Origin of the sequence: Corynebacterium pacaense, from assembly GCF_900169525.1 — a bacterium.
GTDB lineage: Bacteria > Actinomycetota > Actinomycetes > Mycobacteriales > Mycobacteriaceae > Corynebacterium > Corynebacterium pacaense.
The window spans coordinates 134,381-160,750 of record NZ_LT821240.1; the positions used below are offsets into that span (position 1 = coordinate 134,381).

26 protein-coding genes are annotated in these 26,370 nt (G+C 64.7%); 23 read left to right on the top strand and 3 right to left on the bottom strand.

Annotation, left to right across the window (positions count from 1 at the left end; genetic code table 11):
- Positions 1-7 precede the first annotated feature (7 nt).
- The 11 genes from ruvX (at position 8) to nusB (ending at position 8,954) form a co-directional block, all read left to right on the top strand.
- A complete protein-coding gene (gene ruvX / locus B7E02_RS07770; RefSeq protein WP_080794743.1) occupies positions 8-535 on the top strand; it encodes a Holliday junction resolvase RuvX in 528 nt (175 codons plus the stop codon).
- A complete protein-coding gene (gene mltG / locus B7E02_RS07775; RefSeq protein WP_245802222.1) occupies positions 532-1,728 on the top strand; it encodes an endolytic transglycosylase MltG in 1,197 nt (398 codons plus the stop codon). Before ruvX ends, mltG begins: the two co-directional genes overlap by 4 nt.
- Positions 1,725-2,561, top strand: a complete 837-nt coding sequence (locus tag B7E02_RS07780; protein ID WP_080794745.1) for a shikimate dehydrogenase — start codon at positions 1,725-1,727, stop codon at positions 2,559-2,561. The genes mltG and B7E02_RS07780 overlap by 4 nt, the downstream gene beginning before the upstream one ends.
- Before the next feature lie 46 nt (positions 2,562-2,607).
- On the top strand, positions 2,608-3,003 hold the full coding sequence (locus tag B7E02_RS07785) for a prepilin peptidase (protein ID WP_245802223.1): 396 nt from the start codon (positions 2,608-2,610) through the stop codon (positions 3,001-3,003).
- A gap of 48 nt (positions 3,004-3,051) precedes the next feature.
- Positions 3,052-4,266 carry a chorismate synthase gene (gene aroC, locus B7E02_RS07790; protein ID WP_080794749.1) on the top strand — a complete coding sequence of 405 codons (1,215 nt, stop codon included), beginning with the start codon at positions 3,052-3,054 and terminating at the stop codon, positions 4,264-4,266.
- Complete coding sequence (locus tag B7E02_RS07795; protein ID WP_080794751.1) at positions 4,253-4,783, top strand: shikimate kinase; 531 nt, start codon at positions 4,253-4,255, stop codon at positions 4,781-4,783. Before aroC ends, B7E02_RS07795 begins: the two co-directional genes overlap by 14 nt.
- A 42-nt stretch (positions 4,784-4,825) precedes the next feature.
- Complete coding sequence (gene aroB / locus B7E02_RS07800) at positions 4,826-5,929, top strand: 3-dehydroquinate synthase (protein ID WP_080794753.1); 1,104 nt, start codon at positions 4,826-4,828, stop codon at positions 5,927-5,929.
- Positions 5,930-5,968: 39 nt separating this feature from the next.
- Positions 5,969-6,406, top strand: a complete 438-nt coding sequence (gene aroQ, locus B7E02_RS07805; RefSeq protein ID WP_080794755.1) for a type II 3-dehydroquinate dehydratase — start codon at positions 5,969-5,971, stop codon at positions 6,404-6,406.
- Between the two features lie 130 nt (positions 6,407-6,536).
- Entirely contained in the window at positions 6,537-7,628 is a 1,092-nt protein-coding gene (locus B7E02_RS07810) for an aminopeptidase P family protein (RefSeq protein WP_080794756.1), read from the top strand.
- Between the two features lie 85 nt (positions 7,629-7,713).
- Positions 7,714-8,277, top strand: coding sequence for an elongation factor P (efp, locus tag B7E02_RS07815; protein ID WP_080796850.1), 564 nt, complete (start codon positions 7,714-7,716; stop codon positions 8,275-8,277).
- A 71-nt stretch (positions 8,278-8,348) separates the two neighbouring features.
- Positions 8,349-8,954, top strand: coding sequence for a transcription antitermination factor NusB (gene nusB, locus B7E02_RS07820; protein WP_080794758.1), 606 nt, complete (start codon positions 8,349-8,351; stop codon positions 8,952-8,954).
- On the opposite strand, the gene B7E02_RS07825 is transcribed toward nusB, so the two are convergent.
- The 3 genes from B7E02_RS07825 to B7E02_RS07835 all read right to left on the bottom strand — a co-directional run bounded on the left by B7E02_RS07825 (position 8,951) and on the right by B7E02_RS07835 (position 11,431).
- Positions 8,951-9,397, bottom strand: coding sequence for a YbjN domain-containing protein (locus B7E02_RS07825; protein WP_080794759.1), 447 nt, complete (start codon positions 9,395-9,397; stop codon positions 8,951-8,953). The two genes, nusB and B7E02_RS07825, sit on opposite strands and share 4 nt — an antisense overlap.
- The gene (locus B7E02_RS07830; protein ID WP_080794761.1) at positions 9,384-9,857 is read right to left on the bottom strand and encodes a YbjN domain-containing protein; all 474 of its coding nucleotides are present in this window, start codon (positions 9,855-9,857) and stop codon (positions 9,384-9,386) included. The genes B7E02_RS07825 and B7E02_RS07830 overlap by 14 nt, the downstream gene beginning before the upstream one ends.
- Before the next feature lie 62 nt (positions 9,858-9,919).
- Entirely contained in the window at positions 9,920-11,431 is a 1,512-nt protein-coding gene (locus B7E02_RS07835) for a TIGR01777 family oxidoreductase (protein ID WP_080794763.1), read from the bottom strand.
- A 272-nt stretch (positions 11,432-11,703) separates the two neighbouring features.
- On the opposite strand from B7E02_RS07835, the gene pyrR reads away from it, so the two are divergent.
- The 12 genes from pyrR (at position 11,704) to B7E02_RS07895 (ending at position 26,315) form a co-directional block, all read left to right on the top strand.
- Positions 11,704-12,276, top strand: a complete 573-nt coding sequence (pyrR, locus tag B7E02_RS07840) for a bifunctional pyr operon transcriptional regulator/uracil phosphoribosyltransferase PyrR (RefSeq protein ID WP_080794765.1) — start codon at positions 11,704-11,706, stop codon at positions 12,274-12,276.
- Positions 12,276-13,214, top strand: coding sequence for an aspartate carbamoyltransferase catalytic subunit (locus B7E02_RS07845; protein ID WP_080794767.1), 939 nt, complete (start codon positions 12,276-12,278; stop codon positions 13,212-13,214). The genes pyrR and B7E02_RS07845 overlap by 1 nt, the downstream gene beginning before the upstream one ends.
- A 37-nt stretch (positions 13,215-13,251) precedes the next feature.
- A complete protein-coding gene (locus tag B7E02_RS07850; protein WP_080794768.1) occupies positions 13,252-14,604 on the top strand; it encodes a dihydroorotase in 1,353 nt (450 codons plus the stop codon).
- A 120-nt stretch (positions 14,605-14,724) separates the two neighbouring features.
- Complete coding sequence (gene carA / locus B7E02_RS07855) at positions 14,725-15,909, top strand: glutamine-hydrolyzing carbamoyl-phosphate synthase small subunit (RefSeq protein ID WP_080794770.1); 1,185 nt, start codon at positions 14,725-14,727, stop codon at positions 15,907-15,909.
- 5 nt (positions 15,910-15,914) lie between these two features.
- Positions 15,915-19,256 (top strand): carbamoyl-phosphate synthase large subunit, encoded by a 3,342-nt coding sequence (carB, locus tag B7E02_RS07860; protein ID WP_080794772.1) that lies wholly within the window; start codon positions 15,915-15,917, stop codon positions 19,254-19,256.
- Between the two features lie 4 nt (positions 19,257-19,260).
- A complete protein-coding gene (pyrF, locus tag B7E02_RS07865; protein WP_080794774.1) occupies positions 19,261-20,097 on the top strand; it encodes an orotidine-5'-phosphate decarboxylase in 837 nt (278 codons plus the stop codon).
- A gap of 204 nt (positions 20,098-20,301) precedes the next feature.
- The gene (mihF, locus tag B7E02_RS07870; RefSeq protein ID WP_080794776.1) at positions 20,302-20,622 is read left to right on the top strand and encodes an integration host factor, actinobacterial type; all 321 of its coding nucleotides are present in this window, start codon (positions 20,302-20,304) and stop codon (positions 20,620-20,622) included.
- Between the two features lie 6 nt (positions 20,623-20,628).
- A complete protein-coding gene (gene gmk, locus B7E02_RS07875; protein WP_080794778.1) occupies positions 20,629-21,201 on the top strand; it encodes a guanylate kinase in 573 nt (190 codons plus the stop codon).
- Between the two features lie 143 nt (positions 21,202-21,344).
- The gene (gene rpoZ, locus B7E02_RS07880; protein ID WP_245802288.1) at positions 21,345-21,578 is read left to right on the top strand and encodes a DNA-directed RNA polymerase subunit omega; all 234 of its coding nucleotides are present in this window, start codon (positions 21,345-21,347) and stop codon (positions 21,576-21,578) included.
- Positions 21,579-21,690: 112 nt separating this feature from the next.
- Complete coding sequence (coaBC, locus tag B7E02_RS07885) at positions 21,691-22,959, top strand: bifunctional phosphopantothenoylcysteine decarboxylase/phosphopantothenate--cysteine ligase CoaBC (RefSeq protein WP_080794782.1); 1,269 nt, start codon at positions 21,691-21,693, stop codon at positions 22,957-22,959.
- 80 nt (positions 22,960-23,039) lie between these two features.
- Positions 23,040-24,263 (top strand): methionine adenosyltransferase, encoded by a 1,224-nt coding sequence (gene metK / locus B7E02_RS07890; protein WP_080794784.1) that lies wholly within the window; start codon positions 23,040-23,042, stop codon positions 24,261-24,263.
- Positions 24,264-24,290: 27 nt separating this feature from the next.
- Entirely contained in the window at positions 24,291-26,315 is a 2,025-nt protein-coding gene (locus B7E02_RS07895; protein WP_080794786.1) for a primosomal protein N', read from the top strand.
- Positions 26,316-26,370 lie beyond the last annotated feature (55 nt).

Sequence of the window (26,370 nt, forward strand, 5' to 3'; positions counted from 1 at the left end):
AAGCCAGATGAAGGTCCACCCCGATATTCCCGGACAGGATGACCCAGGCCCCGGCCGCCGTCTGGCTGTTGACGTGGGCACCGTCCGAATAGGGGTCGCCTCATCCGATCGGGGCGCCGTGCTCGCCACCCCCGTGGAGACGATTCCACGGCAGACCGGTTTCAAGGACCGTGACCTTGGCGATATCGACCGGATCCTCGAACTGATCAGGGAGTACGAGGTGGTTGAAGTGGTCGTTGGACTGCCCGCCGATCTGAAGGGAAACGGTTCCGCAAGCGTCAAGCACGCCAGGGAGATCGCGTTCCGGATCCGCCGCAGACTTGAGGCCGAGGGCAGCGGGGTCCCGGTGCGGATGGGCGACGAACGCCTGAGCACCGTCGCCGCGACCCACGCACTGCGCGCCTCGGGGGTCTCGGAGAAGTCGGGGCGCAAGATCATTGATCAGGCGGCTGCGGTTGCCATTCTGCAGACCTGGTTGGATGGTCGCGCCAATGCCCTCGCGGCAGCAGACGAGAAGGGAAACCTCCCGGAATGACAGGCAAGAGGCACGCCCGCGCCACCTTCAAGGGAAGACGGATGGAACCCGTCTACGTCAAGAGGCGTCAGCGATTCATCGCCGTCGTGATCTCAGCTGTCATCCTGCTCATCGGCGCGACGATCTACATCGGAGTCGCCACCTCCAATCACAGTTCCGTGGTTGCGGACTATGAGGGAAGCGGAAACGGAACCATGCAGCTGGTCGAAATCCCCGAGGGATCCTCCATGTCGGAGATCGGTCCCGAGCTCGTCGAGCGCGGAATCATCGCCTCGAACGCGTCCTTCCAGTCCGCGGCCGCGGCCAATCCGGGTGCAGCCAGTATTCAGCCGGGGTTCTTTCGTCTGCAGGAACAGATGAGCGCGGCCTCAGCGGTGTCCGCCCTGCTCGATCCCGCGAACCAGGTGGATCTGCTCGATATTCACGGCGGCGCCACCCTGATGGATGTCACTGTCGTCGGCGGCGCCACCAGGCTCGGCATCTTCTCCCAGATCGCCCAGGTGACCTGCACCGCCGGTTCGACCAACTGCATCACCGCGCAGTCGCTTCAGCAGATAGCCTCCACCGTTGCGCCCGCGGAACTCGGCGTCCCGCAGTGGGCCATCGCCGCCGTGGAATCGCGGGGAAATGACCCCAAGAGGTTGGAGGGCCTGATCATGCCCGGGCGCTACGTGGTCAATCCCGAGGATGACGCCAGGGGGATTCTCCGGGATCTGATCACCCGCTCAGCCACGCAGTTCGCCGATACCGATATCGAGGGCAGGGCCCGTGTCATCGGGCTGACCCCCTACGAGCTGCTCACCGCGGCCTCGCTTATTGAACGCGAGGCGCCGGCGGGGGACTTCGACAAGGTGGCCCGCGTGATACTCAACCGGTTGGCGCTTCCCATGCCCCTGCAGTTCGATTCCACCGTGAACTACGGATTGTCCGAGCAGGAGGTCGCGACCACAGATGAGGATCGCGCCACCGAGACACCGTGGAACACCTACGCCAGGGATGGACTTCCGGCGACCCCGATCGCCGCGGCCTCGCTGGAGGCGCTGCACGCGATGGAGAATCCGGCGGAGGGCAGCTGGCTCTACTTCGTCACCATCGATTCCAGCGGGACGACGGTGTTCAATGACACCTTCGAGCAGCACCAGGAGGACACCCGGCGTGCACTCGAAAGCGGCGTTCTGGACAGTAACCGATGAACCGGTCGATCATCCACCGCGCCGCCGTTCTGGGTCGGCCGATCGAGCACTCCCGCTCACCTGTGCTGCACAACGCCGGTTACGTGGCTCTCGGCCTGGACGACTGGGAGTACGGTCGTTTCGAGTGCGACGCCGAGTCCCTGCCGCGGCTGGTCAACTCCCTCGATGATTCCTACCGTGGACTCTCGGTGACCATGCCGGCCAAATTCGCGGCACTGGCGTTCGCGGAGGAGGCTACCGAACGTGCCCGTCTGATCGGCTCCGCCAACACCCTGGTCCGGACCGGCACAGGGTGGCGTGCCGATAACACCGATGTCGATGGAATCCGCGGAGCGCTCGCGGAACTGCTTGGGGAGCAGTCGCTCGCAGGACTCAAGGCGGTGGTCGTCGGCGGCGGTGGCACCGCCCGCCCCGCGATCCGCGCGCTTGTCGACGCCCACGTCGCACACATCACCGTGATCAACCGGAGCGACAGGGTTGCGGAGCTGGCGCCGCTGGTCGGGGGATCGGAGACGACGCTGTCCCACACCGCCATCGACGGCGATCCGGGTTCCGAGACCGCGGACGCAGCCGTGGTCATCTCCACGGTTCCCTCCGTCGCCATCGCGGGAATCGAGGACGCGCTGTGCACCGCCCCCGTGCTTGATGTGATCTACGATCCGTGGCCGACCCCGCTTGTCGCACGCGCCAGGCAGAGGCACCTGCCTGCGGTTGGTGGCCAGGTGATGCTGGCATGCCAGGCCTATGGCCAGTTCGAGCAGTTCACCGGCCTGCGCGCACCCAGGGAGGCGATGCGTGCCGCCCTGGACGCCTCCCTGGGCATCACCGCCTGACCGGCCCGGGGAACCCGGAGCCACCTCCGCGGAGTCCAACAGGGATGTGACGGTTCTTTTCCTTTTCTGGGTGCTGTGCCTGAGTCTCATTGATGTCCGCGTCCACCGGCTGCCCGATCAGCTGACCCTTCCGGGTGCCGCGGTGGCGGCCGCCTGGGCACTTGCGCATGATCCCACATGGATTCTCGGGGGTGTGGGGTGGGCCGGCATCTATCTGCTCACCGGCGTCGTGGTGGGTGGTATCGGGGGTGGGGACATCAAGTTCGCCCTCGGACTCGGGATCGTGGCGGCCTCCGCCGCACCCGCGGCCTGGGTCGGTGCCGTGGTGGGGGCGTCGATAGTATCCCTTGCCGGCTCCCGTGTTCTGCGCGGGGGACGCGGTGGTGAGATCCCCCACGGGCCGGGTATGGCGATCGCGACGGTTGTGGCGATTGCGGCATGAGGTGGCCGATTACTCCCATATTTCCCGGCTCATGCGATAATGCTAGGCATGCTTCGATGGACAACAGCAGGTGAATCCCACGGCCAGGCACTGATTGCCCTGGTTGAACACATGCCAGCGGGTGTGCCGCTGTCAAAGGATGAGGTTGCGCACCAGCTCGCGCGACGCCGACTGGGGTACGGGCGCGGGGCCCGCATGAAGTTTGAACAGGACGAACTGACCTTCCTCAGTGGAATCCGTCACGGGCTGACATTGGGAAGCCCGATCGCCATCATGATCGGCAACACCGAATGGCCGAAGTGGACCACCATCATGTCCTCCGACGCCCTGGACTTGGACGACCCCGAGAACGCGGCGGCCCTTGCCTCCGGCCGCGGAGCCAAACTGACCAGGCCGCGCCCCGGACACGCGGACTTCGCGGGAATGCTCAAATACGGTTTCGATGACGCCCGCAACGTTCTCGAGCGCTCCTCGGCAAGGGAGACCGCCGCGCGCGTCGCCGCCGCGACGGTTGCACGGTCGCTTCTCAGGGAAACCCTCGGGGTGGAGGTTCTCTCCCACGTCATCTCCATCGGCGCCTCCGACCCCTATGACGGTGACGCACCCTCCTTCGCCGACATCGGCGCCATCGACGATTCCCCCGTCCGCGCCTTCGGAAGCGATGCGGAGGTCTCCATGATCGCCGAGATCGAGTCGGCGAAGAAGGCAGGGGACACCCTCGGCGGCATCGTCGAGGTCATCGTGGAGGGACTGCCCATCGGCCTGGGCTCCCACATCTCCGGTGAGGACCGGCTCGATGCGCAGCTCGCCGCCGCCCTGATGGGAATTCAGGCGATCAAGGGCGTGGAGGTCGGAGATGGTTTCGCGGAAGCGAGACGCCGTGGATCCGAGGCCCATGACGAGATTTTCCGGGACGCGCGGGGGCTACACCGCGGCACCAACCGTGCCGGCGGTCTCGAGGGCGGGATGACCAACGGTGAAACCCTGCGTCTGCGCGCCGCCATGAAGCCGATCTCAACGGTACCCAGGGCACTGTCGACCGTGGACATGGCGTCGGGAAGCCCGGCGACGGGCATCCACCAGCGTTCCGACGTCTGTGCCGTGCCCGCGGCAGGCGTGGTCGCCGAGGCGATGGTGGCACTGGTACTCGCCCGCGCTGTTCTGACCAAGTTCGGCGGTGATTCGCTCGGGGAGACCAGGGACAGCATTGAATCCTATGTGGCGAGGGTGACCAGGCGATTGGAGTTCAATGACGGTGAATAGCCCACTGCGTCCCCTGGTCGTCCTCGTCGGCCCGCCCGGCGCTGGAAAGTCCACCATCGGCCGCCGGCTGGCGCGGGCGCTCAACACCGGGTTGGTCGATTCCGATGAGCTCATTGAGCAGGCGATGAACAAATCCTGCGGTGAGGTCTTCTCCGAACTCGGCGAGGAACGCTTCCGCGAACTGGAGGCGAAGCACGTCGCGGAGGCCCTGCACAGCGACGGCGTGGTCAGTCTCGGTGGCGGTGCGGTGCTCACCGCCTCCACCCGCGAACTCCTCAGGGACCACGATGTGGTGTGGATCGACGTCTCCGTCGAGGAGGGTGTGCGCCGGACCGCGGGGGAGAGAACTCGACCCGTATTAGCGGCGGACAACCCCGCCGAGCACTACCGTGGACTGCTGGAGGCGCGCCGCCCCTTCTACCGGGAGGTCTCCACATACAGGGTGCGCACAAATTCCCGCAGTCCCCAGCAGGTTGTGGCACAGGTGCTCGCACACCTGGACAACACCGAGGACTAGCTGTCCCCCGTGACCAAAAACCATGAAAGGTTGTGAGCGCCAGTGAGCGCCGAGGCTACTGTTTCGACCACCGTCACCGTCAACGGTGCATCCCCCTACGAGGTCACCATTGGCGAGAACCTCGGATCCCTGATCGTCGACCGCGTGGCACACTCCGGTGCGGCCCAGGTTGCCATCGTGCACCAACCCGCGATGGCGGGGGTCGCCGCGGAGTTGGGGTCCGCATTCGCGGCAGCCGGGGTCCGGGTGCAGCAGCTGGCTGTTCCCGATGCCGAGGCCGCCAAGACCCTGGAGGTGGCGGGACGGTGCTGGGACGCCCTCGGTGAGGCGGCCTTCGGACGCCGTGACATAGTCATCGGGCTCGGTGGCGGTGCCGCCACCGATCTCGCCGGCTTCATCGCCGCGGCCTGGATGCGAGGGGTCCGTGTCATCCAGGTGCCCACCACGCTGCTCGCAATGGTCGATGCCGCGGTGGGCGGAAAGACAGGCATCAACACCTCCGCGGGGAAGAACCTCGTCGGAGCCTTCCATGAACCGGATTCGGTGTTCATCGACATCAACCGTCTGCGCACCCTTCCTGAGGATGAGATCATCGCCGGCTCCGCGGAGATCATCAAGACCGGTTTCATCGCCGATCCGGTGATCCTGGATCTCTATGAAACCGACCCTGCCGCCTGCCTGCGGACGACACCCGGGGATTCGAACCTCCCTGAGCTGATTGCGCGTTCGGTGACCGTCAAGGCGGCCGTGGTAGGGCAGGATCTGAAGGAATCAGGTCTCCGCGAAATACTCAACTACGGTCACACCTTCGGCCACGCCGTTGAGCTCAGGGAACACTTCGGGTGGAGGCACGGCAACGCGGTGGCCGTCGGCATGATGTTCATCGCCCATCTCTCTCACCGCGCGGGGCTCATCGACGCCCGGCTGCTTGAACGCCACCGCGCCATTCTGGAATCGGTGGGTCTACCCACTACATATACCGGCTCCGTCTTCGATCAGCTCTATGAGGGCATGACCCGGGACAAGAAGAACCGTGACGGCGACATCCGCTTCGTCGCCCTGCGAGGCGTGGGCGATGTGACCAGACTCGAGGGACCCGGCCGCGAGGAGCTGCTGGCCGCCTACGAGGACATCAGCAGTAACTAGCCCCCGCCCCTCAACCCCCGCACCCACGAAAGGCCGCACGTGCACATCCTGATCATCAACGGACCCAATCTCGACCGACTGGGCAAACGCCAACCGGAGGTCTACGGTTCCACGACCCTCGCGGATGTGGAGAAACGAATCACCTCGAGCGCAGCCAGCCTCGGTGTGACCGTCGGTTTCGTGCAGTCCAACCACGAGGGAGACCTCATCGACGCCGTTCACGGCGCCGCGGACAATGGCTATCCCGTGATCATCAACCCCGGTGGATTCACCCACACCTCCGTCGCCCTGCGCGATGCGCTCCAGGAGGTCGCCGACGGTGCCGGTTTTGTGGAGGTGCACATTTCCAACGTCCACGCCCGTGAACCGTTTCGCGGGCACAGCTACCTCTCCGGGATCGCCCGCGGTGTGATCGCCGGTCTCGGCGTCACCGGATACGAGCTCGCACTGAGGTACTTCTGCGAGGCGGAAGGCTGAATCCGCACGTTCCGCCGTCACCGACCATCCTGATCAACTAAGTTGGGCGTAATCTCCAATGGAGATTCGGAGACAATCTTGTGACCCGGTCGGGAACACTGCCCGGCCCGTGAAGTGAAGGAGTGACAGTATGCCACTGGCAGATACACGGTTTGCAACCCGAAGGCGGGCACTGGCTGCGAAGCTCGCGGCTCAGCGCATTGATTCGATTGTGGTGACCAGCCCGATCCATGTGCGCTACCTCTCCGGCTTCACCGGTTCCAACGGTGCGCTGCTGCTGAACAAGGATCTGTCCGCACGAATCTGCACCGATGGCAGATACACCACCCAGATCGCGGAGGAGGTACCCGATATCGACGCACTGATTGAACGTAACTCCGCGGTCGAGCTCCTCAGGACGGTCGAGGGACCGCGAAGGGTGGCCTTCGAGGCGGCCCAGACCACCGTCGCACAACTGGAGTCACTGACCGCGGCACTGAATGAGGATGTCAACCTCTTCCCGGTCACCGGCGTGGTGGAATCAATCCGTCTGATCAAGGATCCCTTCGAGCTCGATCGGCTCCGGGAGGTGGCGCAGCTGGCCTCCCAGGCCTTCGAGGATCTCATCGCCGCCGGTGAACTGGCCCAGGGCCGCAGCGAACGCCAGGTGGCGGCGGATCTGGAGTACCGCATGCGCCTGGGCGGTGCGGAGCGTCCGAGTTTTGATACGATCGTCGCCTCCGGCCCGAACTCCGCGAAACCGCACCACGGCGCGGGGGAGCGGGTGATCCAGCACGGGGACATTGTCACCATTGATTTCGGTGCCCACGCGCGCGGCTTCAACTCGGACATGACCAGGACCATCATCATGGGCGAGGCCGGTGACTTTGAAACAGAGATCTACGACCTCGTGCTCCGGGCCCAGCTGGCCGGAGTGGAGGCCTCATATGCCGGAACGAAGCTCTCCGACATCGATCTGGCCTGCCGTTCCGTCATTGAGGACGGTGGGTACGGGGAGTATTTCGTGCATTCCACCGGACACGGCATCGGCCTCGAGGTCCATGAGGCGCCCAGTGCGGCCCGCACCTCCACAGGGGTGCTCGAAGCCGGTTCCACACTGACCATCGAACCGGGAATCTACGTCCCGGGCAGGGGCGGGGTGCGCATTGAGGATACCCTGATCATTACCAACGGTGCGCCGGAAATCATCACCAAGGTGGGGAAGGACCTCCGCGTGGTGTAATCTGGGTGAGCTATTCAGTCACCGCGATTCGCGCATGCGGGATGCGGTGACACACCTAAAGCCAACCACGAGGGAGATCAAATCCGTGGCAACAACCGCTGATTTCAAGAACGGTCTTGTGCTCAAGATCGACGGCAAGCTGCAGCAGATCATCGAGTTCCAGCACGTCAAGCCGGGCAAGGGCCCCGCATTCGTGCGCACCAAGCTCAAGGACGTGGTCACGGGCAAGACCGTGGACAAGACCTGGAACGCCGGTGTCAAGGTTGAGACCGCCACCGTGGACCGCCGCGACATGACCTACCTCTACAATGACGGCTCCTCCTACGTTCTCATGGATGACAAGACCTTTGAGCAGGTGGAACTGCCCCATGATTCCTTCGGGTTCGCCGGAAACTTCCTGCTGGAGAACATGCGTGTCCAGGTATCCTTCCACGAGGGCGAGGCCCTCTTCGGTGAGCTGCCCGTCTCCGTTGATCTCCGTGTCGAGCACACCGACCCAGGCCTGCAGGGCGACCGCTCCACCGGGGGCACCAAGCCCGCGACCCTGGAGACCGGAGCCGAGATCCAGGTGCCCCTGTTCATTGAGACCGGAAACGTCCTCAAGGTTGACACCCGGGACGGCTCCTACCTCTCGCGTGTGAACAACTAGGCACCACCCCTCATGGAGGGCGGATCCCACACCGCCTTCCCCTATGCGAACAGGAACTAAGAGAACTCAACGTGAGTGAGCGTCTGAAAGGCCATAAGCGTCACGGATCCAGGTACAAGGCACGTCGCCGTGCGGTGGACATCCTCTTCGAGGCGGAATCCCGCGACGTGGACCCGGTGGCGATCATCGATGATCGCAGGGCACTGTCGGTGGGCACCGACGCCGCGGTGGCTCCGGTCGCCGAGTACACCGCAACCATCGTTGAGGGTGTGGCCGTTGAACTCGATGGCATCGACACGATTCTCGACGAGCACATCTCCGATACCTGGACGCTGAACCGGCTGCCATCGGTGGACCGTGCGATTCTGCGCGTCGCGGCCTGGGAGATGCTGTTCAACCACGAGGTCCCCGTCCCGACCACGGTCGTGGAAGCGGTGGAAATCGCCTCAGAGTATTCCACCGACAACTCCAGCGCATACATAAACGCAACCCTGGACGCGATGGCGTCCAAGGTCGATCAGTTGAGGGACCGTGCCGCGAATCCACACGCCACGTCACCGGCCGAGGACACCTCCGCGCCACCGGCTCCGTGGGACGATTCCCTCGATGAGGAGGAACCGGATCTTCACCCGCACGGTGATGAGCCGAACACCGGAGCCCCCGGGGAACGTCCCTAGACCCCCTGACCGAGCTGCGTCCCGGCCTCCTCAACGGCCTTCTGGACGCCGAGCACGTGGTCGATGGCCACCTTCAGTGCCATGGACAGCTGGGTGTCGGTGAGGCCCGCCGCGACGGGGATGTCCTTCTCGGCGCGGACGATGACCTTCTCACCGCGATCCATGGCAACCGCCTTGGCGGCGAAGTTGAAGCAGTTGACCTGGTTGCATGCCAGATGCCAGCGCGGATCCCCCTCGGACACCGCCGTCGTGGTCTCGTGGTCGGCGCGGACGATGAGGACGGAGTCCAGCAGGGCGAAAATCACGGGATAGCCGTTGAGGTTCGCGGATGCGACCGGGGCGGGGCTGTCCGGTTCGGTTGACACCGACAGCGTGATCCCGAATTCCCGCATGATGCGGACCACCTGATCGATGGTCACCGCGTGTGGATCAGACGTGGTCATCGTGATTGTCCTCCCATGTGACAAGTTCGGGAAACTGCTGTTCGAGCCAGGTGAAGCAGGCGATCGTCGCGTCGAGCGTGCTCATGATGAACGCCCCCGTCTGGTTGTAGCTGATTCCGGAGCCGGTGGAAATCTGACGGACCCCGTTGATGGCGAGCGTGCCCTCGCCGGCCTCGAAGAAGCGCAGTGTGGGGGCGAACTGGGTGAGATTCCACTCGTTGGTGGCCGCGAGCACCTCCGCCGCCTGCGCGGTCGGCGGCATCCCGCGCCACATGGCCTCGACGGCCAGTGCACCGTCCAGTTGGGCGATGCTGATGGCGGCGTTGATGAAACCGGTGCGGATGACGTCCGTGCCCCCGTGCTCCTCACGTCGGTAGTCGAGCTGTTCCTCGTCGAGAATTCTGGCCACGGTGTCAAGGCGCAGCGTCCTGACCTCGTGGGGTGAGGATTCTTCTGTCACTTGGGTGATCCAATCGGGAAATAGGTCAGATTGTTGTTCCGATCCACCCTACAGATCCTGTACTAGTCCCCGCGCCTCCGTCTGAAGTTGATGATGGAAAAGATGATGTTCTCCTCGACCTCATCGGAGTTCTCGGCCCGTGCGGCCTTCTTCGCCGCCTTCAGTTCCGCTTTCTCAACTTTTCGGTCCGCGGCCTCCCGCGCCTCCTGTTCGCGGATCGCGGAGGCGTCGGCAAGCTCCTCGCGGCCGAGTTCATGGGCGATGGCGCCGTTGATCTCGGGATAGCGGAACACGTGACCCAGGTCGGCCAGCCGCCGTGGGCTGACGCGTTGATCCGCCAGCGCCAGCTCCTCCGCCCCTTGACTGCCCAGGAGGATTTTCGGGCCAAGGGAGGGGATCTGGATGAAGGCCGGCCGGTTGAGTTCGCTGGCCAGTGCCCTGGTCATATCCGCGTTGATCACCGGATTCGGGGCCGCGGCGTTGATGGGTCCGTGGACCTGCGGATCTATTGCGGCGCGGAAGTAGATATCGGTGAGATCATCGAGGGCGATCCAGCTGAACCAGGTCGATCCGTCACCGAACTTTCCTCCCAGCCCCGTGGAGAACAGTGTCTTGAGCAGCGGGAGCATACCCCCCCTACCGCTCAGTACCACCCCGGTCCGGATCAGTGCCACCCGTTTTCCGGCATCGCGTGCCGGTGAGGTAGCAGCCTCCCAGTCCCGGACCACCTCGCTGAGAAATCCCTCACCCGGATCGGAGCCCTCGCTCAGGATCTCCCCACCGCGTGCCGAGCCGTAGTAGCCGATGGCCGAGGCACTGATCATCGCCGTGCATCGGGTGGATTCCGCGACCAGCTGCGCGAGGAATCTGGTGGGCTGCACCCGTGACTCCCGGATCGCCTCGCGGTGCGATTGATTGAAACGGCCGAGGATGGGTTCGCCCGCGAGGTGGATGAGCACATCGACATCATCGAGGAGGTTGAAGGAGGGGTTGTTGGGGTCCCAGTAGCGCTGACCGGGTTTCGGCTCCCTGCGCACCAGCTGGATCACCTTGTGCCCGCCCGTCTGCAGTTGGGCGGTCAACGCCCTGCCGACGAGGCCCCTCGACCCCGTGATGGCGATGGTCAGTGGTTTCGTGGGGGCGTCGGAAAGCAGGGAAAGGCGGTCCAGTGACAGCATGTCCTGGAGCAGTTGATTCTGCCGGTAGGCGAACATTCCATGGAGCGTGCCGGCGGGCAGCCGCGTGCTCACCGAATCGGTGATCAGGGTTCCGCCGTCCTGGTCGACGAAATTGTGCACATGACGCCAATTGGCAAGGGCCCTGGCCGGAGCAGAGATGCACACGTCGGTGAATCGGGTGCCCCTGTTGTACCCGGAGAGATCGTGCCTGGCCACCCACTTCAGGCCCGCGGGCAGGCTGAACACGGTCGTGCCATCCGAGAGCCTCTCCGCCTGTGACACCGGTGACATCGGGATGAACGGGGGGGTCAGGCGCGCGACCGCACCCGTGCGAGTGTGCCAATCCCATACCGCTTCGCGGGGAAAAGGGATAAAGTGGCTGGTAGTCAGACTCACAGGGGCTTCTCCATGTCAGTTGGAAAACGGTGGAAGGATGCCAGGGTGGGTAATCCGGGTGTCCTTGTCAATAAAGAATCTATCGGTGCTCATGTCACAGTTTCGTTCACGATGATGTAGCATTTTTCAGCGTAACCATGACGCACGACTCTCGAGCATAGTCAGCCCGGGGGAAATTCGGGTCATGGTGGTGCTGGGGATGACTCGGCACCGGCAGGCACAATTGGACATCCTTTAACGGACCGCACTGAGAGGCGGGGAAGGAGGTCACGATGAGCGAACGAGCAGGCACCGTACTGGAACTCCTCAATGAGGAGGAAGTCGGCCGTACCGTCGCGCGCATCGCGCACCAGATCATTGAGAAGACCGCGTTGGATTCCACGGACGCGGACCAGGTTCTACTGCTCGGCATTCCATCGGGCGGAGTTCCGCTGGCGAATCGCCTGGCGGAGAAGATCGAGGAGTTCTCCGGAGTAAGGGTTCCCACCGGCGCGGTGGACATCACCCTCTACCGTGATGATCTCAGGAGCAAGCCGCACAGGGCGCTGCAGCCCACATCGATTCCCACGGGCGGAATCGACAATGTCACCGTCATCCTCGTTGATGACGTGCTGTTTTCCGGACGCAGTATCCGCGCCGCCCTCGACGCCCTGCGCGATGTCGGCAGGCCGAACTACATTCAGCTCGCCGTGCTGGTCGACCGCGGACACCGGCAGCTGCCAATCCGCGCGGACTATGTGGGCAAGAATCTCCCCACCGCCCGTGCCGAGGACGTCACCGTTTTGCTCAAGGAGATCGACGGCAGGGATGCGGTCACCCTCACCCGTTTCGGGGGGGAGAGCTGATGAAGCACCTCCTGTCCATCGCCGATCTCTCCCGCGAGGAGATCGCCGGGCTGCTGGACGAGGCGGAGCGGTTCCGCGAGGCTCTGGAGGGACGCGAGGTGAAGAAGCTGCCCACCCTCCGTGGGCGGACCATCTTCACCCTCTTCTACGAGAACTCCACCCGCACCCGTTCCTCCTTTGAAACCGCGGGCAAATGGATGAGTGCGGATGTGATCAACATTTCCGCGTCCTCCTCCTCGGTGAAGAAGGGCGAGTCACTCAAGGACACCGGCTTGACGCTGAAGGCGATCGGCGCGGATGCGATCATCATGCGGCACCCGTCCTCCGGCGCCGCCCAGCAGCTGGCGCAGTATGTGGCACCCGGCGGGGTCGGGCCGAGCGTAATTAACGCGGGGGACGGTTCGCACCAGCATCCCACCCAGGCGCTCCTGGATGCGCTGACCATCAGGCAGCGCCTCGGTGGCATCGAGGGCCGCAGGATCGTCATTGTCGGTGACTGCCTGCACTCGCGTGTGGTGCGTTCCAACGTTGATCTGCTCTCGACCATGGGTGCTGAGGTTGTTCTCGTCGCGCCTCCGACGCTGCTGCCCGCCGGTGTGGAGAACTGGCCGGTGCGCACCTCCCATGAGATGGACGCCGAGATCGTCGGGGCCGACGCCGTGATGATGCTGCGAGTTCAGCAGGAACGCATGCAGGGCGGTTTCTTCCCCTCCCACCGCGAGTACGCGGCCTTCTACGGAATGTCCACGGAACGTGAGTCCCGGATGAAGGACACCGCGATCATCATGCACCCCGGCCCGATGCTCAGGGGAATGGAAATCAACTTCAGTGTCGCGGATGCGCCGCGCACCGCGGTGCTGCAGCAGGTCAGTAACGGCGTGCACATGCGTATGGCGGTCCTGTTCGCCCTCATTGCGGGCGCGGACGCCGGGATCTAGGGGGATGACCATGATGACAAGGAAGGAAAACCCGGAGATGACCTCTTCCGACTATCCGGCGACCGGGGAGCTTTCACCGGCGGAGCCGGGAGCACTGCTGATTACAAACGTCCGCCCCTACGGTGAGGGGGAGCCGGTGTCCATCCTCGTTGAGGACGGCGTCATCGTCTCCGTGGACTCCGCCTGGCCCGAGGACGAGGCCGACCGCGTCATTGATGGCGGGGGAGGGGTGCTGCTTCCGGGCCTGGTGGACATGCACGTGCACCTGCGTGAGCCGGGGCGGGAGGACACCGAGACCATCGCCACCGGCTCAGCCGCCGCGGCCAGGGGTGGATTCACCGCCGTGTTCACCATGGCCAACACCTCACCGGTGATGGACCAGCCGGTGATTGCCGAGTCCGTCTGGTACAAGGGTCAGCACACCGGTCTCTGCGATGTCCATCCGGTCGGATCGATTACCAGGGGGCTCGAGGGTAGGGAGCTTACCGAGTTCGGGATGATGGCGCGCTCGGAAGCCCGGGTGCGCATGTTCTCCGATGACGGCAGGTGTGTCGACGACCCGCAGCTCATGCGCCGGGCGATCGAGTACGCCGGGGGCCTGGACGTGCTGCTCGCCCAGCACTGTGAGGATCACCGGATGACCGTCGGCTCGGTCGCCCACGAGGGTGGCAACGCGGCCCGCCTCGGGCTCCGCGGATGGCCGCGGGTGGCTGAGGAGTCCATCGTGGTCCGCGACGCCCTGCTGGCGCGGGACTATGGAAACCGCATCCACATCTGTCACGCCTCCACCGAGGGGACGGTGGAGCTGCTGCGCTGGGCGAAGGCCCAGGGCATCCCGATCACCGCCGAGGTCACCCCGCACCACCTGACGCTCACCGACGAGCGGCTGGCCACCTATGACGCGGTGAACAAGGTCAATCCACCGCTCCGGGAGAACCGGGACGTGCAGGCGCTGCGGGAGGCACTTCTCGACGGCACGGTCGACATTGTGGCAACCGACCACGCGCCCCACGGTTCGGAGGACAAGTGCTGCGAGTTCGAGAACGCCAAGCCTGGCATGCTGGGTCTGGAGACCTCGCTGGCGATTATCGCCGCGGTCTTCGTCGCCCCGGGATTGGCCGACTGGCGTTTCGTGGCAAGGGTGATGAGCGAACGGCCCGCGGAAATCACCCGACTGCCCGGTCAGGGTCGTCCGATCGCGGTGGGGGAGCCGGCGAACCTGACCATCGTCGATCCGGGGCGCACCTGGACGGTCCATGGAGCGGACATGGCCTCGAAGTCGACCAATACGCCCTTTGAGGGAATGGACTTTGACGCGAGGGTCACCCACACCATCCTGCGGGGTCGGATCACCTGCGCGGATGGCACGGTAGCTGAGCCCCGTGCGTAGAACACACCGAAGTATGCATATAATGCAGAATGTTGAATAAACCACACACCGGGATCTTCTCCCACCCGCACTGCAGCCTGGCCTGCACGTGTACACAAAGCGAAAGGCGATGCTGTCACCGTGAGTGCAGAAACTAACTATCAGGGCGTGAGCGATATCGGATCAGTCCCGGCCCTCCTGGTCCTTGCAGACGGACGCACCTTCCATGGATTCGGTTTCGGAGCGATCGGCACCACCCTCGGCGAGGCCGTGTTCACCACCGGTATGACCGGCTACCAGGAAACCATGACCGATCCCTCCTACCATCGGCAGATCGTGATCGCCACCGCTCCCCAGATCGGCAACACCGGTTGGAACGAGGAGGACGATGAGTCCCGCGACGGCAGGATCTGGGTTGCCGGACTTGTGATCCGCGACCTCTCCGCACGGGTGTCCAACTGGCGCGCCACCACCTCGCTGCAGCAGGAAATGGCGAATCAGGGAATCGTCGGCATCGGGGGTGTGGACACCAGGGCACTGGTGCGCCACATCCGCGAGGAGGGTGCCATCGCCGCCGGAATCTTCTCCGGCAGGGCGGCGGAACTCCCCGTGGAGGAGCTGCTCGGAATCGTCCGGGAACAGCCGTCGATGGCCGGGGCGAACCTGTCCGCGGACGTCTCCACCGATGAGACCTACATCGTCGAGGCCGAGGACGAACCACGCCACACCGTCGTCGCCTACGACCTGGGCATCAAACAGAACACCCCGCGCCGTCTCGCCGCCCGCGGTGTGCGCACCGTGATCGTCCCGGCTGAGACCCCCTTCGAGGAGATCCGGAAGTACAACCCCGCTGGCGTGTTCATCTCCAATGGACCGGGTGACCCCGCCGCGGCGGATGCGATGGTCGGCATCGTCCGTGAGATCCTCGCCTCGAACATCCCCTTCTTCGGAATCTGTTTCGGAAACCAGATCCTCGGCCGCGCACTGGGCATGGAGACCTACAAGCTCAAGTTCGGACACCGCGGAATCAATGTTCCGGTGAAGAACCACATTACCGGCAAGATAGACATCACCGCGCAGAACCACGGTTTCGCGCTCAGGGGCGAGGCCGGTCAGGAATTCGACACCGATTTCGGCACCGCGGTGGTCACCCACACCTGTCTCAATGACGGCGTCGTCGAAGGCGTCGCACTGAAATCGGGACGTGCCTATTCCGTCCAGTACCATCCCGAGGCCGCCGCCGGCCCCAATGACGCCAGCCCCCTGTTCGACCAGTTCGTCGGACTCATGGATGCGGACGCCAACAACCAGAAGGAAGGGGCATAGAAGACATGCCGAAACGCCCAGATATCAACCACGTCCTCGTCATCGGTTCCGGCCCCATCGTCATCGGTCAGGCCTGTGAATTCGATTACTCCGGTACCCAGGCCTGCCGCGTCCTCAAGGAGGAGGGCCTGCGTGTGACCCTCATCAACTCGAACCCCGCCACCATCATGACGGACCCGGAGCTGGCTGACCACACCTACGTCGAGCCCATTGAACCCGGTTACATCGACAAGATCTTCGCCAAGGAGATCGAGCAGGGGCATCCCATTGACGCCGTACTCGCCACCCTCGGGGGCCAGACGGCCCTGAATGCCGCCATCCAGCTGGATCGTCTGGGAATCCTGGACAAATACGGCGTTGAACTGATCGGCGCCGACATCGACGCCATTGAACGCGGTGAGGACCGGCAGAAGTTCAAGGACATTGTGGCCACGATCGGCGGGGAATCCGCCAGGTCGAAGGTGTGCCACAACATGGCCGAGGTCCATGAAGCGGTCGGGGAGCTGGGACTTCCCGTGGTCGTCCGGCCCTCATTCACCATGGGTGGACTGGGCTCCGGACTCGCCTACACCGAGGCCGACCTCGAACGCATCGCCGGCGGCGGTCTCGCCGCGTCGCCCGAGGCCAATGTCCTGATCGAGGAATCGATCCTGGGCTGGAAGGAGTTCGAACTCGAGCTCATGCGTGACGGCGATGACAACGTGGTGGTCATCTGCTCGATCGAGAATGTTGACGCCCTTGGCGTGCACACCGGCGACTCCGTCACGGTCGCCCCCGCGATGACACTGACCGACCGCGAGTTCCAGAAGATGCGCGATCAGGGTATCGCGATCATCCGCGAGGTCGGGGTGGACACCGGCGGCTGCAACATCCAGTTCGCCATCAATCCCGACGACGGTCGGATCATCACCATCGAGATGAACCCGCGCGTCTCCCGCTCCTCGGCGCTGGCGTCCAAGGCCACCGGCTTCCCGATCGCCAAGATCGCGGCGAAGCTGGCCATCGGATACACCCTCGATGAGATCCAGAATGACATCACCGGCGAGACACCGGCGGCCTTCGAACCCACCCTCGACTACGTGGTGGTGAAGGCGCCGCGATTCGCCTTCGAGAAGTTCCCCGGCGCCGATGACACCCTGACCACGACGATGAAGTCCGTCGGTGAGGTCATGAGCCTCGGCCGGAACTACATCTCGGCCCTGAACAAGGCCCTGAGGTCGCTGGAGACCAAGCAGACCGGCTTCTGGACGAAGTCGGATGAGTTCTTCGCCGGCGAGCGTGCCACGGACCTCGACGCCGTCCTGCAGGACCTGCGCCGCCCGACGGAGGGCCGGATGTACGACGTCGAGCTCGCGATGCGCCTGGGCGCCAGCATCGAGCAGCTCCACGAGGCCTCCTCGATCGATCCCTGGTTCCTCGCCGAACTGCAGACCCTGGTGGACTTCCGCCGGAGGCTGATCGACGCCCCCGTCCTCAGCGAGGCGCTGCTGCGGGAGGCCAAGTTCATGGGCCTGTCCGACGCCCAGATCGCGGTGCTCAGGCCCGAGTTCGCCGGGGAGCAGGGCGTGCGCAGGCTGCGGTTGTCCCTGGGTATCCGCCCGGTGTTCAAGACTGTGGACACCTGTGCAGCCGAATTCGAGGCGAACACCCCTTACTACTACTCGGCCTATGAGCTCGATCCCGCCGCGGAATCGGAGGTGGCGCCGCAGACCGAGCGTGAGAAGGTGATCATCCTCGGTTCCGGTCCCAATCGCATCGGGCAGGGCATCGAGTTCGACTACTCCTGCGTCCACGCCGCCCTGGAGCTGTCCCGGGTCGGATACGAGACCGTCATGGTCAACTGCAACCCGGAGACCGTCTCCACCGACTACGACACCGCGGACCGCCTCTACTTCGAGCCGCTGACCTTCGAGGACGTCATGGAGGTCTACCATGCCGAGGCGCAGTCGGGAACCGTCGCCGGCGTCATCGTGCAGCTCGGCGGACAGACTCCACTGGGATTGGCCGAGCGACTCAAGGCCGCGGGGGTGCCGGTGATCGGCACCTCACCCGAGGCCATCGACCTGGCTGAGGACCGCGGGGAGTTTGGTGAGCTCCTCCGCAGGGTCGAGCTTCCCGCCCCGGCGTTCGGTACCGCAACCTCCTTCGAGGAGGCCCGTCTCGTCGCCGATGCCATCGGTTACCCGGTTCTCGTCCGTCCCTCCTATGTCCTCGGTGGTCGTGGCATGGAGATCGTCTACGATGAGCGCTCCCTTCAGGACTACATCGAGCGGGCCACCGAACTGTCTTCGGACCACCCAGTTCTGGTGGACCGCTTCCTCGACAACGCCATCGAGATCGACGTCGACGCCCTCTGCGACGGCGAGGAGGTGTACCTGGCCGGTGTGATGGAGCACATCGAGGAGGCGGGAATCCACTCCGGTGACTCCGCCTGCGCCCTGCCGCCGATGACCCTGGGTTCCCAGGACATTGACAGGGTCCGTGAATCCACCAGGGCGCTCGCCCTCGGCATCGGGGTCCGGGGTCTGATGAACGTCCAGTTCGCGCTCAAGGACGACACCCTCTACGTCATCGAGGCCAACCCCCGCGCCTCGCGCACGGTTCCCTTCGTGTCCAAGGCGACCGGGGTGCACCTGGCCAAGGCCGCCTCGCGGATCGCGGTGGGTGCCACCATCGCCGAACTGCGCGCCGAGGGGATGATCCCGAGTGATTATGACGGGGGTTCCCTGCCACTGGACGCACCGATCGCGGTGAAGGAGGCAGTGCTGCCCTTCAACCGCTTCCGCAATGCGGAGGGCAAGACCCTGGATACCCTGCTGTCTCCGGAGATGAAATCCACCGGTGAGGTGATGGGCCTCGCAGACAACTTCGGTGCGGCGTACGCCAAGGCCGAAGCGGGCGCGTTCGGTGCCCTGCCGACGGGGGGCACGGTGTTTGTCAGTGTGGCCAACCGTGACAAGCGCACCCTGATACTGCCGATCCAGCGTCTGTCCTCCATGGGATTCCGCATCCTGGCCACCGAGGGTACCGCCGGAATGCTGCGGCGAAACGGCATCGATTGCGAGATCGTGCTCAAGGGATCCGATGTCCGGGACGGGATCCGGGGCAGATCCATCGTGGACCGCATCCGCGAAGGCGAGGTTGACCTCATCCTCAACACCCCGGCGGGTTCTGCCGGGGCGCGCCACGACGGCTACGATATCCGTGCCTCCGCGGTGACCGTCGGAGTTCCCCTGGTGACCACCGTGCAGGGAGTCACCGCCGCGGTGCAGGGCATCGAGGCCCTGCGCGCCGGGGAGCTGTCGGTGCGTGCGCTGCAGGAACTCGACCACGCGGTAAAGGCGTAATGCCTTGACCTTCGGAGAAAAGCTTGTCGACGCCTCCGCCGTCCACGGGAGGTTGTGCGTGGGGATAGACCCCCACGACAGCCTCTTGGCGGCCTGGGGGCTGCCCACCTCCGTCGAGGGCCTGCGGGAGTTCTCCCGCATCTGTGTCGAGGCGGTCTCGGACACCGTGGCGCTGGTCAAACCCCAGGTCGCCTTTTATGAGCGTTTCGGCTCCGCCGGTTTCGCAGTCCTGGAGGAGACCATCGCCGAGTTGCGTGCGAGGGGATGCCTGGTGCTCGCGGACGCCAAACGTGGTGACATCGGTTCCACGATGGCCGGATACGCCACCGCCTGGCTGGATCCGGACTCGCCCCTGGCCAGTGACGCGGTGACCGTCTCGCCCTATCTGGGGTTCCATTCGCTGGACCCGGTCCTCGAGTTGGCGGAGCGATACGCGAAGGGCGTCTTCGTCCTGGCCGCCACCTCCAATCCGGAGGCGAGGCAGCTCCAGGATCAAAGGGACGCGCACGGCAGGAGCATCTCACAGCAGATCGTCGATCAGGTGGCCGCCGCGAATCGGGTGCACACCGACCGCGGAGACATCGGAAACATCGGGGTGGTGGTCGGAGCGACGCTTGAGCATCCACCGGAGCTGGCCGAGATCGGCGGCCCCATTCTGCTGCCCGGTGTCGGTGCCCAGGGGGCGACCGCAAGGGACGTTTCCCTCATTGCCCCGGACAACCAGTTTCTGGCATTCCCGAATGTATCCCGGGCGATCCTCTCCCATGGGCCGGAGATCGGCGATCTCCGTCGCTCAGTCGCCGACAACGCGGCGGGGTATCCGGGTTTTCCCAGGTCGTAGGGGCTCTGCAAGGGATCGGGGTGGCGGCGTCCGACCTGCGGAAACAGTGGGTGTCGACGCCGCCACCTTTGAGTTCGTCGAACTAGTGCTAGACTAATCGAAAATCGCAGGCTGACAAGGGTGGCATTCACCGCTCCGTCCTGCGATTCGCGGACACGCAAGTGTCCACCGGTAAACGCAAACACACGAAAACGGAGGAACCCCGTGGCCCTTCCACAGTTGACTGACGAGCAGCGCAAGGCCGCTCTGGCCAAGGCGGCCGAAGCACGCAAGGCTCGCGCCGAGCTCAAGGAAAACCTGAAGCGCGGCAACACCAACCTCAAGGAGGTGCTGGAGAAGGCGGAGACCGACGAGATCATCGGCAAGACCAAGGTCTCGGCACTGCTCGAAGCTCTTCCGAAGGTTGGCAAGGTGAAGGCGAAGGAGATCATGGACGAGCTCGGCATCGCGCAGACCCGCCGTCTCCGTGGCCTGGGTGAGCGCCAGCGCCGTGCACTGCTCGAACGCTTCGGTTTCGAGGGCTAAATCCACGTGCCCGGCGAAAAACCCAAGGGAAGGCTCGTGATTCTCGCGGGCCCCTCCGCAGTTGGTAAATCGACGGTGGTCGATCGCCTTCGCAGTGAGGTGCCGGATCTGTATTTCAGTGTCTCCATGACCACCAGGGCTCCGCGTCCGGGTGAAGTGGATGGGCGGGACTATTTCTACGTGTCCGCCAAGGAGTTTCAGGATCGGATCGACCATGGGGAGATGCTCGAATGGGCGGACATCCACGGAGGTCTGCAAAGGTCGGGAACTCCGGCTGGCCCCGTCAAACAGGCCCGTGAGGCCGGTCGTCCGGTGCTCATCGAGGTGGATCTCGCAGGAGCCAGGAACATTGCCAGACTCATGCCGGAGGCAGAAACGGTCTTCCTGGCGCCCCCGTCCTGGGATGTGTTGGTTGAACGTCTGAAGGGGCGAGGAACTGAGAGTCAGGACGTCATCTCCCGCAGGCTGGAAACCGCACGTGGAGAGCTGGCTGCACAGAGCGAGTTCAAACATGTCATCATCAACGATGATGTGGATAGGGCGGTTTCGGAAATCCGTCGGATTCTCACCGGCGCTTAGCCAGAACCCGCTGCGATGGGGTATACTTTTCCGACTGAGCAAGTTCCCCAGTCTTCAACTACTGTCTACGATCTTCTGAAAAGGTGTCAGTGACCAACGTGAGCAACGAGACCAACGCCACCAGAGCCGTTTTCGATCCGCCGATGGGCATCACCGCCCCTCCGATCGACGAACTGCTGGACAAGGTCACCTCCAAGTACGCACTCGTGATCTTCGCCGCGAAGCGGGCGCGCCAGATCAACAGCTTCTATCAGCAGGCTGATGAGGGTGTCTTCGAGTTCATCGGACCCCTCGTCACCCCGCAGGCGGGCGAGAAACCGCTGTCGATCGCACTGCGTGAGATCAACGCGGGTCTTCTGGACCACGAAGAGGGCTAACACGGTCCTCCCCACAACACCCGGCGGTACGCAAGTGACCGCCGGGTGTTGTGCGTCGCTAGAGTTGGTGGGAGTTCACCGTCTCCGGCAAACAGAAGGATCCCCCCACATCATGCATGAGCAGAAGGAAGCCCGGCCCCGTCGAATTGTCGTCGGGGTTGCGGGTGGAATCGCCGCGTACAAGGCCTGCCACATAATCCGCCTGCTCAGGGAGGCCGGCGATAACGTCACCGTCGTGCCCACCCGGTCGGCTCTGAACTTCGTGGGAGAGGCGACCTTTGCGGCACTGTCCGGAAACAAGGTCGCCACCTCCGTCTTCGAGGATGTCGAGGGGGTACAGCATGTCCGTATCGGGCAGGAGGCTGACCTGATCCTCATCGCACCGGCGACCGCGGATCTGATTGCGCGCATCGCCGCGGGCAGGGCCGATGATCTTCTCGCGGCGACGGTGCTGGTGGCAACCTCACCCGTGGTCGTCGTCCCGGCTATGCACACCGAGATGTGGTTCAACAAGGCGACCGTGGCCAATGTGGAGACACTGAGGAGTAGGGGAATCACCGTCATGGAGCCCGCGCACGGCCGGCTCACCGGGAGCGACTCCGGCCCTGGGCGGCTCCCGGATCCCGAACAGATCGTCGATACCGCGAATGCGGCCTACGAGGGAGTCTCCTTCGGACAGAGTCTGGCCGGCCGGAGGGTGCTGATCACAGCCGGCGGAACCCAGGAGAACATTGATCCGGTTCGATTCGTGGGCAACCGTTCCTCCGGTCGGCAGGGCTATGCTCTGGCGGAGATGGCCGCGCAGCGGGGGGCTGAGGTGACCATCATCGCAGGAAACACGGTGTCACTGCCCACTCCGGCGGGGGCGGAGATCATCGATGTCCTCTCGGCACGGGAGATGTTCGATGCGGTTCAGGCACGCGCTGACCGGGCGGATCTGATCATCATGGCCGCCGCGGTGGCGGATTTCCGCCCGGACACCACGGGGGCATCAAAGCTGAAGAAGGGGCGCGACCAGGAATCCCTCTCCACCATCCAACTCGTGGAGAATCCCGATATCCTCGCCACCACCGTGGCCAGGCGCGCCACCGGGGAGCTGCCCGCACAGCCCGTGATCGTCGGCTTCGCCGCCGAAACCGGGGACGCTGAGACTCCCGCCCTCGACTACGCCAGGGCGAAGCTGGCGAGGAAGGGCTGCGATCTGCTGATGTGCAATGAGGTCGGGGTGGGCAAGGTGTTCGGGGAGACCCGCAACCGGGGCTGGATCCTGGACTCCGCGGGAGGGGTCCGCGAGGTCGCGGATGCCTCAAAGCTCAAGGTCGCGGCGGCCGTTCTCGATGCCGCCGAGGCGTTCACGGAGCAGGCCGCGCAGCCCCGGTAATTGCACGCTTAGACAGCTTAGTCTATATTTGGCTGGGTAAGAAATGCACTAGAACTCATAGTTTTGAAAGAAGGCAACCAGTGGCCCAGCCAAGCGCCGTCCGCCTGTTTACCAGCGAATCCGTCACCGAGGGACACCCCGACAAGATCTGTGACGCCGTCTCCGACACCATTCTCGATGCTCTGTTGGACAAGGATCCCCATTCCAGGGTCGCGGTGGAGACAGTGGTCACCACCGGTCTGGTTCATGTCGTGGGTGAGGTCAGGACCAGCGCATACGTGGAGATCCCGCAGCTGGTCCGGAACAAGCTCATCGACATCGGTTTCAATTCCTCCGAGGTCGGCTTCGACGGGAGGACCTGTGGCGTATCGGTTTCCATCGGTGAGCAGTCACAGGAGATCGCCGATGGCGTGGACACCTCGGATGAGGCCCGCACCAACGGTGACGTCGAGGAGGATGATCGTGCCGGTGCAGGCGACCAGGGCCTGATGTTCGGTTACGCCTCCAATGAGACGCCCGAGTATATGCCCCTGCCGATCGCCCTGGCGCACCGCCTCTCCCGCCGACTGACCCAGGTCCGCAAGGATGGCATCGTCTCCCATCTCCGTCCCGACGGCAAGACCCAGGTCACCTTCGCCTACGACAGCGAGGACCGCCCGATCTACCTGGATACCGTGGTCATCTCGACCCAGCACGATCCCGAGGTGGACCGGCCCTGGCTGGAGACCGAACTGCGCGAGCACGTGATCGACTGGGTACTCGCCGACGCGGGATTGCAGGATATGGTCACCGACAAGCTGAGTGTGCTGATCAACCCCTCCGGCTCCTTCGTCCTCGGCGGTCCCATGGGGGATGCGGGACTGACCGGACGGAAGATCATCGTGGACACCTACGGAGGTATGGCCCGCCACGGAGGTGGCGCCTTCTCGGGCAAGGATCCGAGCAAGGTCGACCGCTCCGCGGCCTACGCCATGCGCTGGGTGGCAAAGAACATCGTCGCCGCCGGTCTCGCCGATCGCGCCGAGGTCCAGGTCGCCTATGCCATCGGACGGGCGAAGCCGGTGGGACTGTACGTGGAGACCTTCGGCACCGCAAGGGACGGGCTCAGTGATGAACAGATCCAGGCCGCGGTGACCGAGGTGTTCGATCTCCGTCCCTCGGTGATCATCCGGGAGCTGGACCTGCTGCGTCCCATTTACGCACGGACAGCTGCCTACGGACACTTCGGTCGAACGGACATCGATCTTCCCTGGGAGGCCACCAACCGTACCGGGCAGCTGCGCGCCGCACTCAACCTGGCCTAGCACCGCCATGTAGTAATCTTCTGTGTCATGGCTACACCCCGCGTCCCCGCCCCCGAGGCACCGGTGGCGCGGGTTCTGCCGCTTCTGGGCCTGCCCCACCTGGATCGGCTCTTCGACTACATGGTCACCGCGGAGCAACACGAACAGGCACGCCCCGGGGTCCGCGTACGGATCCGATTTGCAGGAAGACTCGTCGACGCCCTGCTGATCTCCCGCACAGCCCACACAGATCATGAGGGGAATCTCAGCTGGCTGGATCGTGTCATCTCCCCGGTGATTGTCTACCCCGAACAGACCTCCCGCCTCGTCGAGGCCGTCACCGAGCGCTACGGGGGCGTGCGCTCGGACCTGATCCGTTCAGCGATCCCGGCGCGTCACGCCGCCGCGGAGGATTCCGATACCTCGACACCCTGGCGCGACCTCGGTGTGGCAACGGAACCGGACCTGTCCTCCTGGTCTGCGTACGGGCACGGCCAGTCCTTTGTCGACGCCGTGCTCGGGGGAACTACTGCGCGTGCGGCGTGGCAGATCGCACCGGGCGATGACTGGGCGGCGGCACTGGCGTCGATAGCCACCAAGGTGGTCCTCGACGGTGGCGGTGCCCTGATCGTGGTTCCCGATCAACGTGATCTCGATCGCCTGGAGGTGGCACTGCGGGGACTGGTCGCCGCACGGCAGATCACCGTTCTCAATGCGGGCCTGGGTCCGCAGGCCCGCTACCGCAGGTTCCTTTCCGTCCTCAGCGGACAGGGGAGACTGGTGATAGGAACCCGTAGCGCGGCCTTCGCCCCGGTGCGTGATCTCCGCCTTGCGGTGGTGCTCAATGACGGGGATGACAATCTGGTGGATCCCCGCGCCCCCTACGCCCATGCACGGGAGGTGCTGACCACGCGGTCCACGCTGGAGGGCTGTTCACTGATCATCGCCTCCCACGCCCGAACCGCGGAGACCCAACTGCTCGTCGAGTCCTCCTGGGCCCATGATCTCGTGGCTCCGAGGGAGACCCTGCGCACCCGCATGCCGCGGATCCAGGCTGCCGGCGACTCGGATTTTGAGCTCTCCCGTGACCCGATGGCGCGTTCGGCTCGACTTCCCGCCCTGGCGTTCAAGGTGGTCCGGGAAGCGCTGGAGCGCGATGAGCCGGTGCTGATCCAGGTGCCGAGAAAAGGTTACGTGCCGACACTCGCCTGCGGAAACTGTCGTGCCCCCGCGCGGTGCAGACACTGCAACGGCCCGCTTGGTCTCCCGCAGAGCGTGGGGGAGCACGCGGCCGTTCCAACCTGCCGCTGGTGCGGTCGCCCCGATGCCCGCTTCCGCTGTCAGCAGTGCGGGTCGCCGAAGCTGCGTGCCGTGGTGCTTGGGGCCGAACGCACCGCCGAGGAGCTGGGCAGGGCCTTCTCCCAGACCCGCGTGCTCACCTCGGGAGGATCCAGGATCCTCGACGCCGTGGACAACCGGGCCTGCATCGTCGTGTCAACCCCGGGGGCGGAAACCCCCGTCACCGACGGGGCCTACGGAGCCTGCCTGCTCCTGGACACCTGGGCGATGATGGGCAGGCAGGACCTGCGGGCGACGGAGGACACCCTGGCCGCCTGGATGAATGCCGCGACCCTGGTGAAATCCGGTGTCCACGGCGGACAGGTGGTTGTGGTGGCCGATCCCGCACTGACCGTGGTGCAGGCGCTGATCCGGTGGGACGCAATCGGGGCCGCGGCGGCCGAGCTGGAATCGAGGCGCGAGGTGGGTTTCCCACCGGCGGTGCACATGGCGGCGGTGGACGGGGCGCAGGCGGCCCTCGACTCTTTCCTCAGGGCGGCCAGGCTACCGGACAACGCGGAGGTGCTCGGACCGGTTGACCTGCCCCCGGGTATCTCGCTGCCGGGTGAATATGACGAGCAGCGATTCGGCTCGGCGCAGCGATTGTTGATCCGCACCCCGCTGGGACCGCGGTCAGAGCTGGGCGCGGCCCTGCGTGCCGCCGCGGTCGCGCGTGCTGTACGCAGGGAGGATCTTCCGCTGCGCGTCCAGATGGATCCCATCCACATCGGCTGAGACTCACCGCTGCGGGGAGACCACACCATCCCCGCACCGCCCGCCCGGCCCCGTC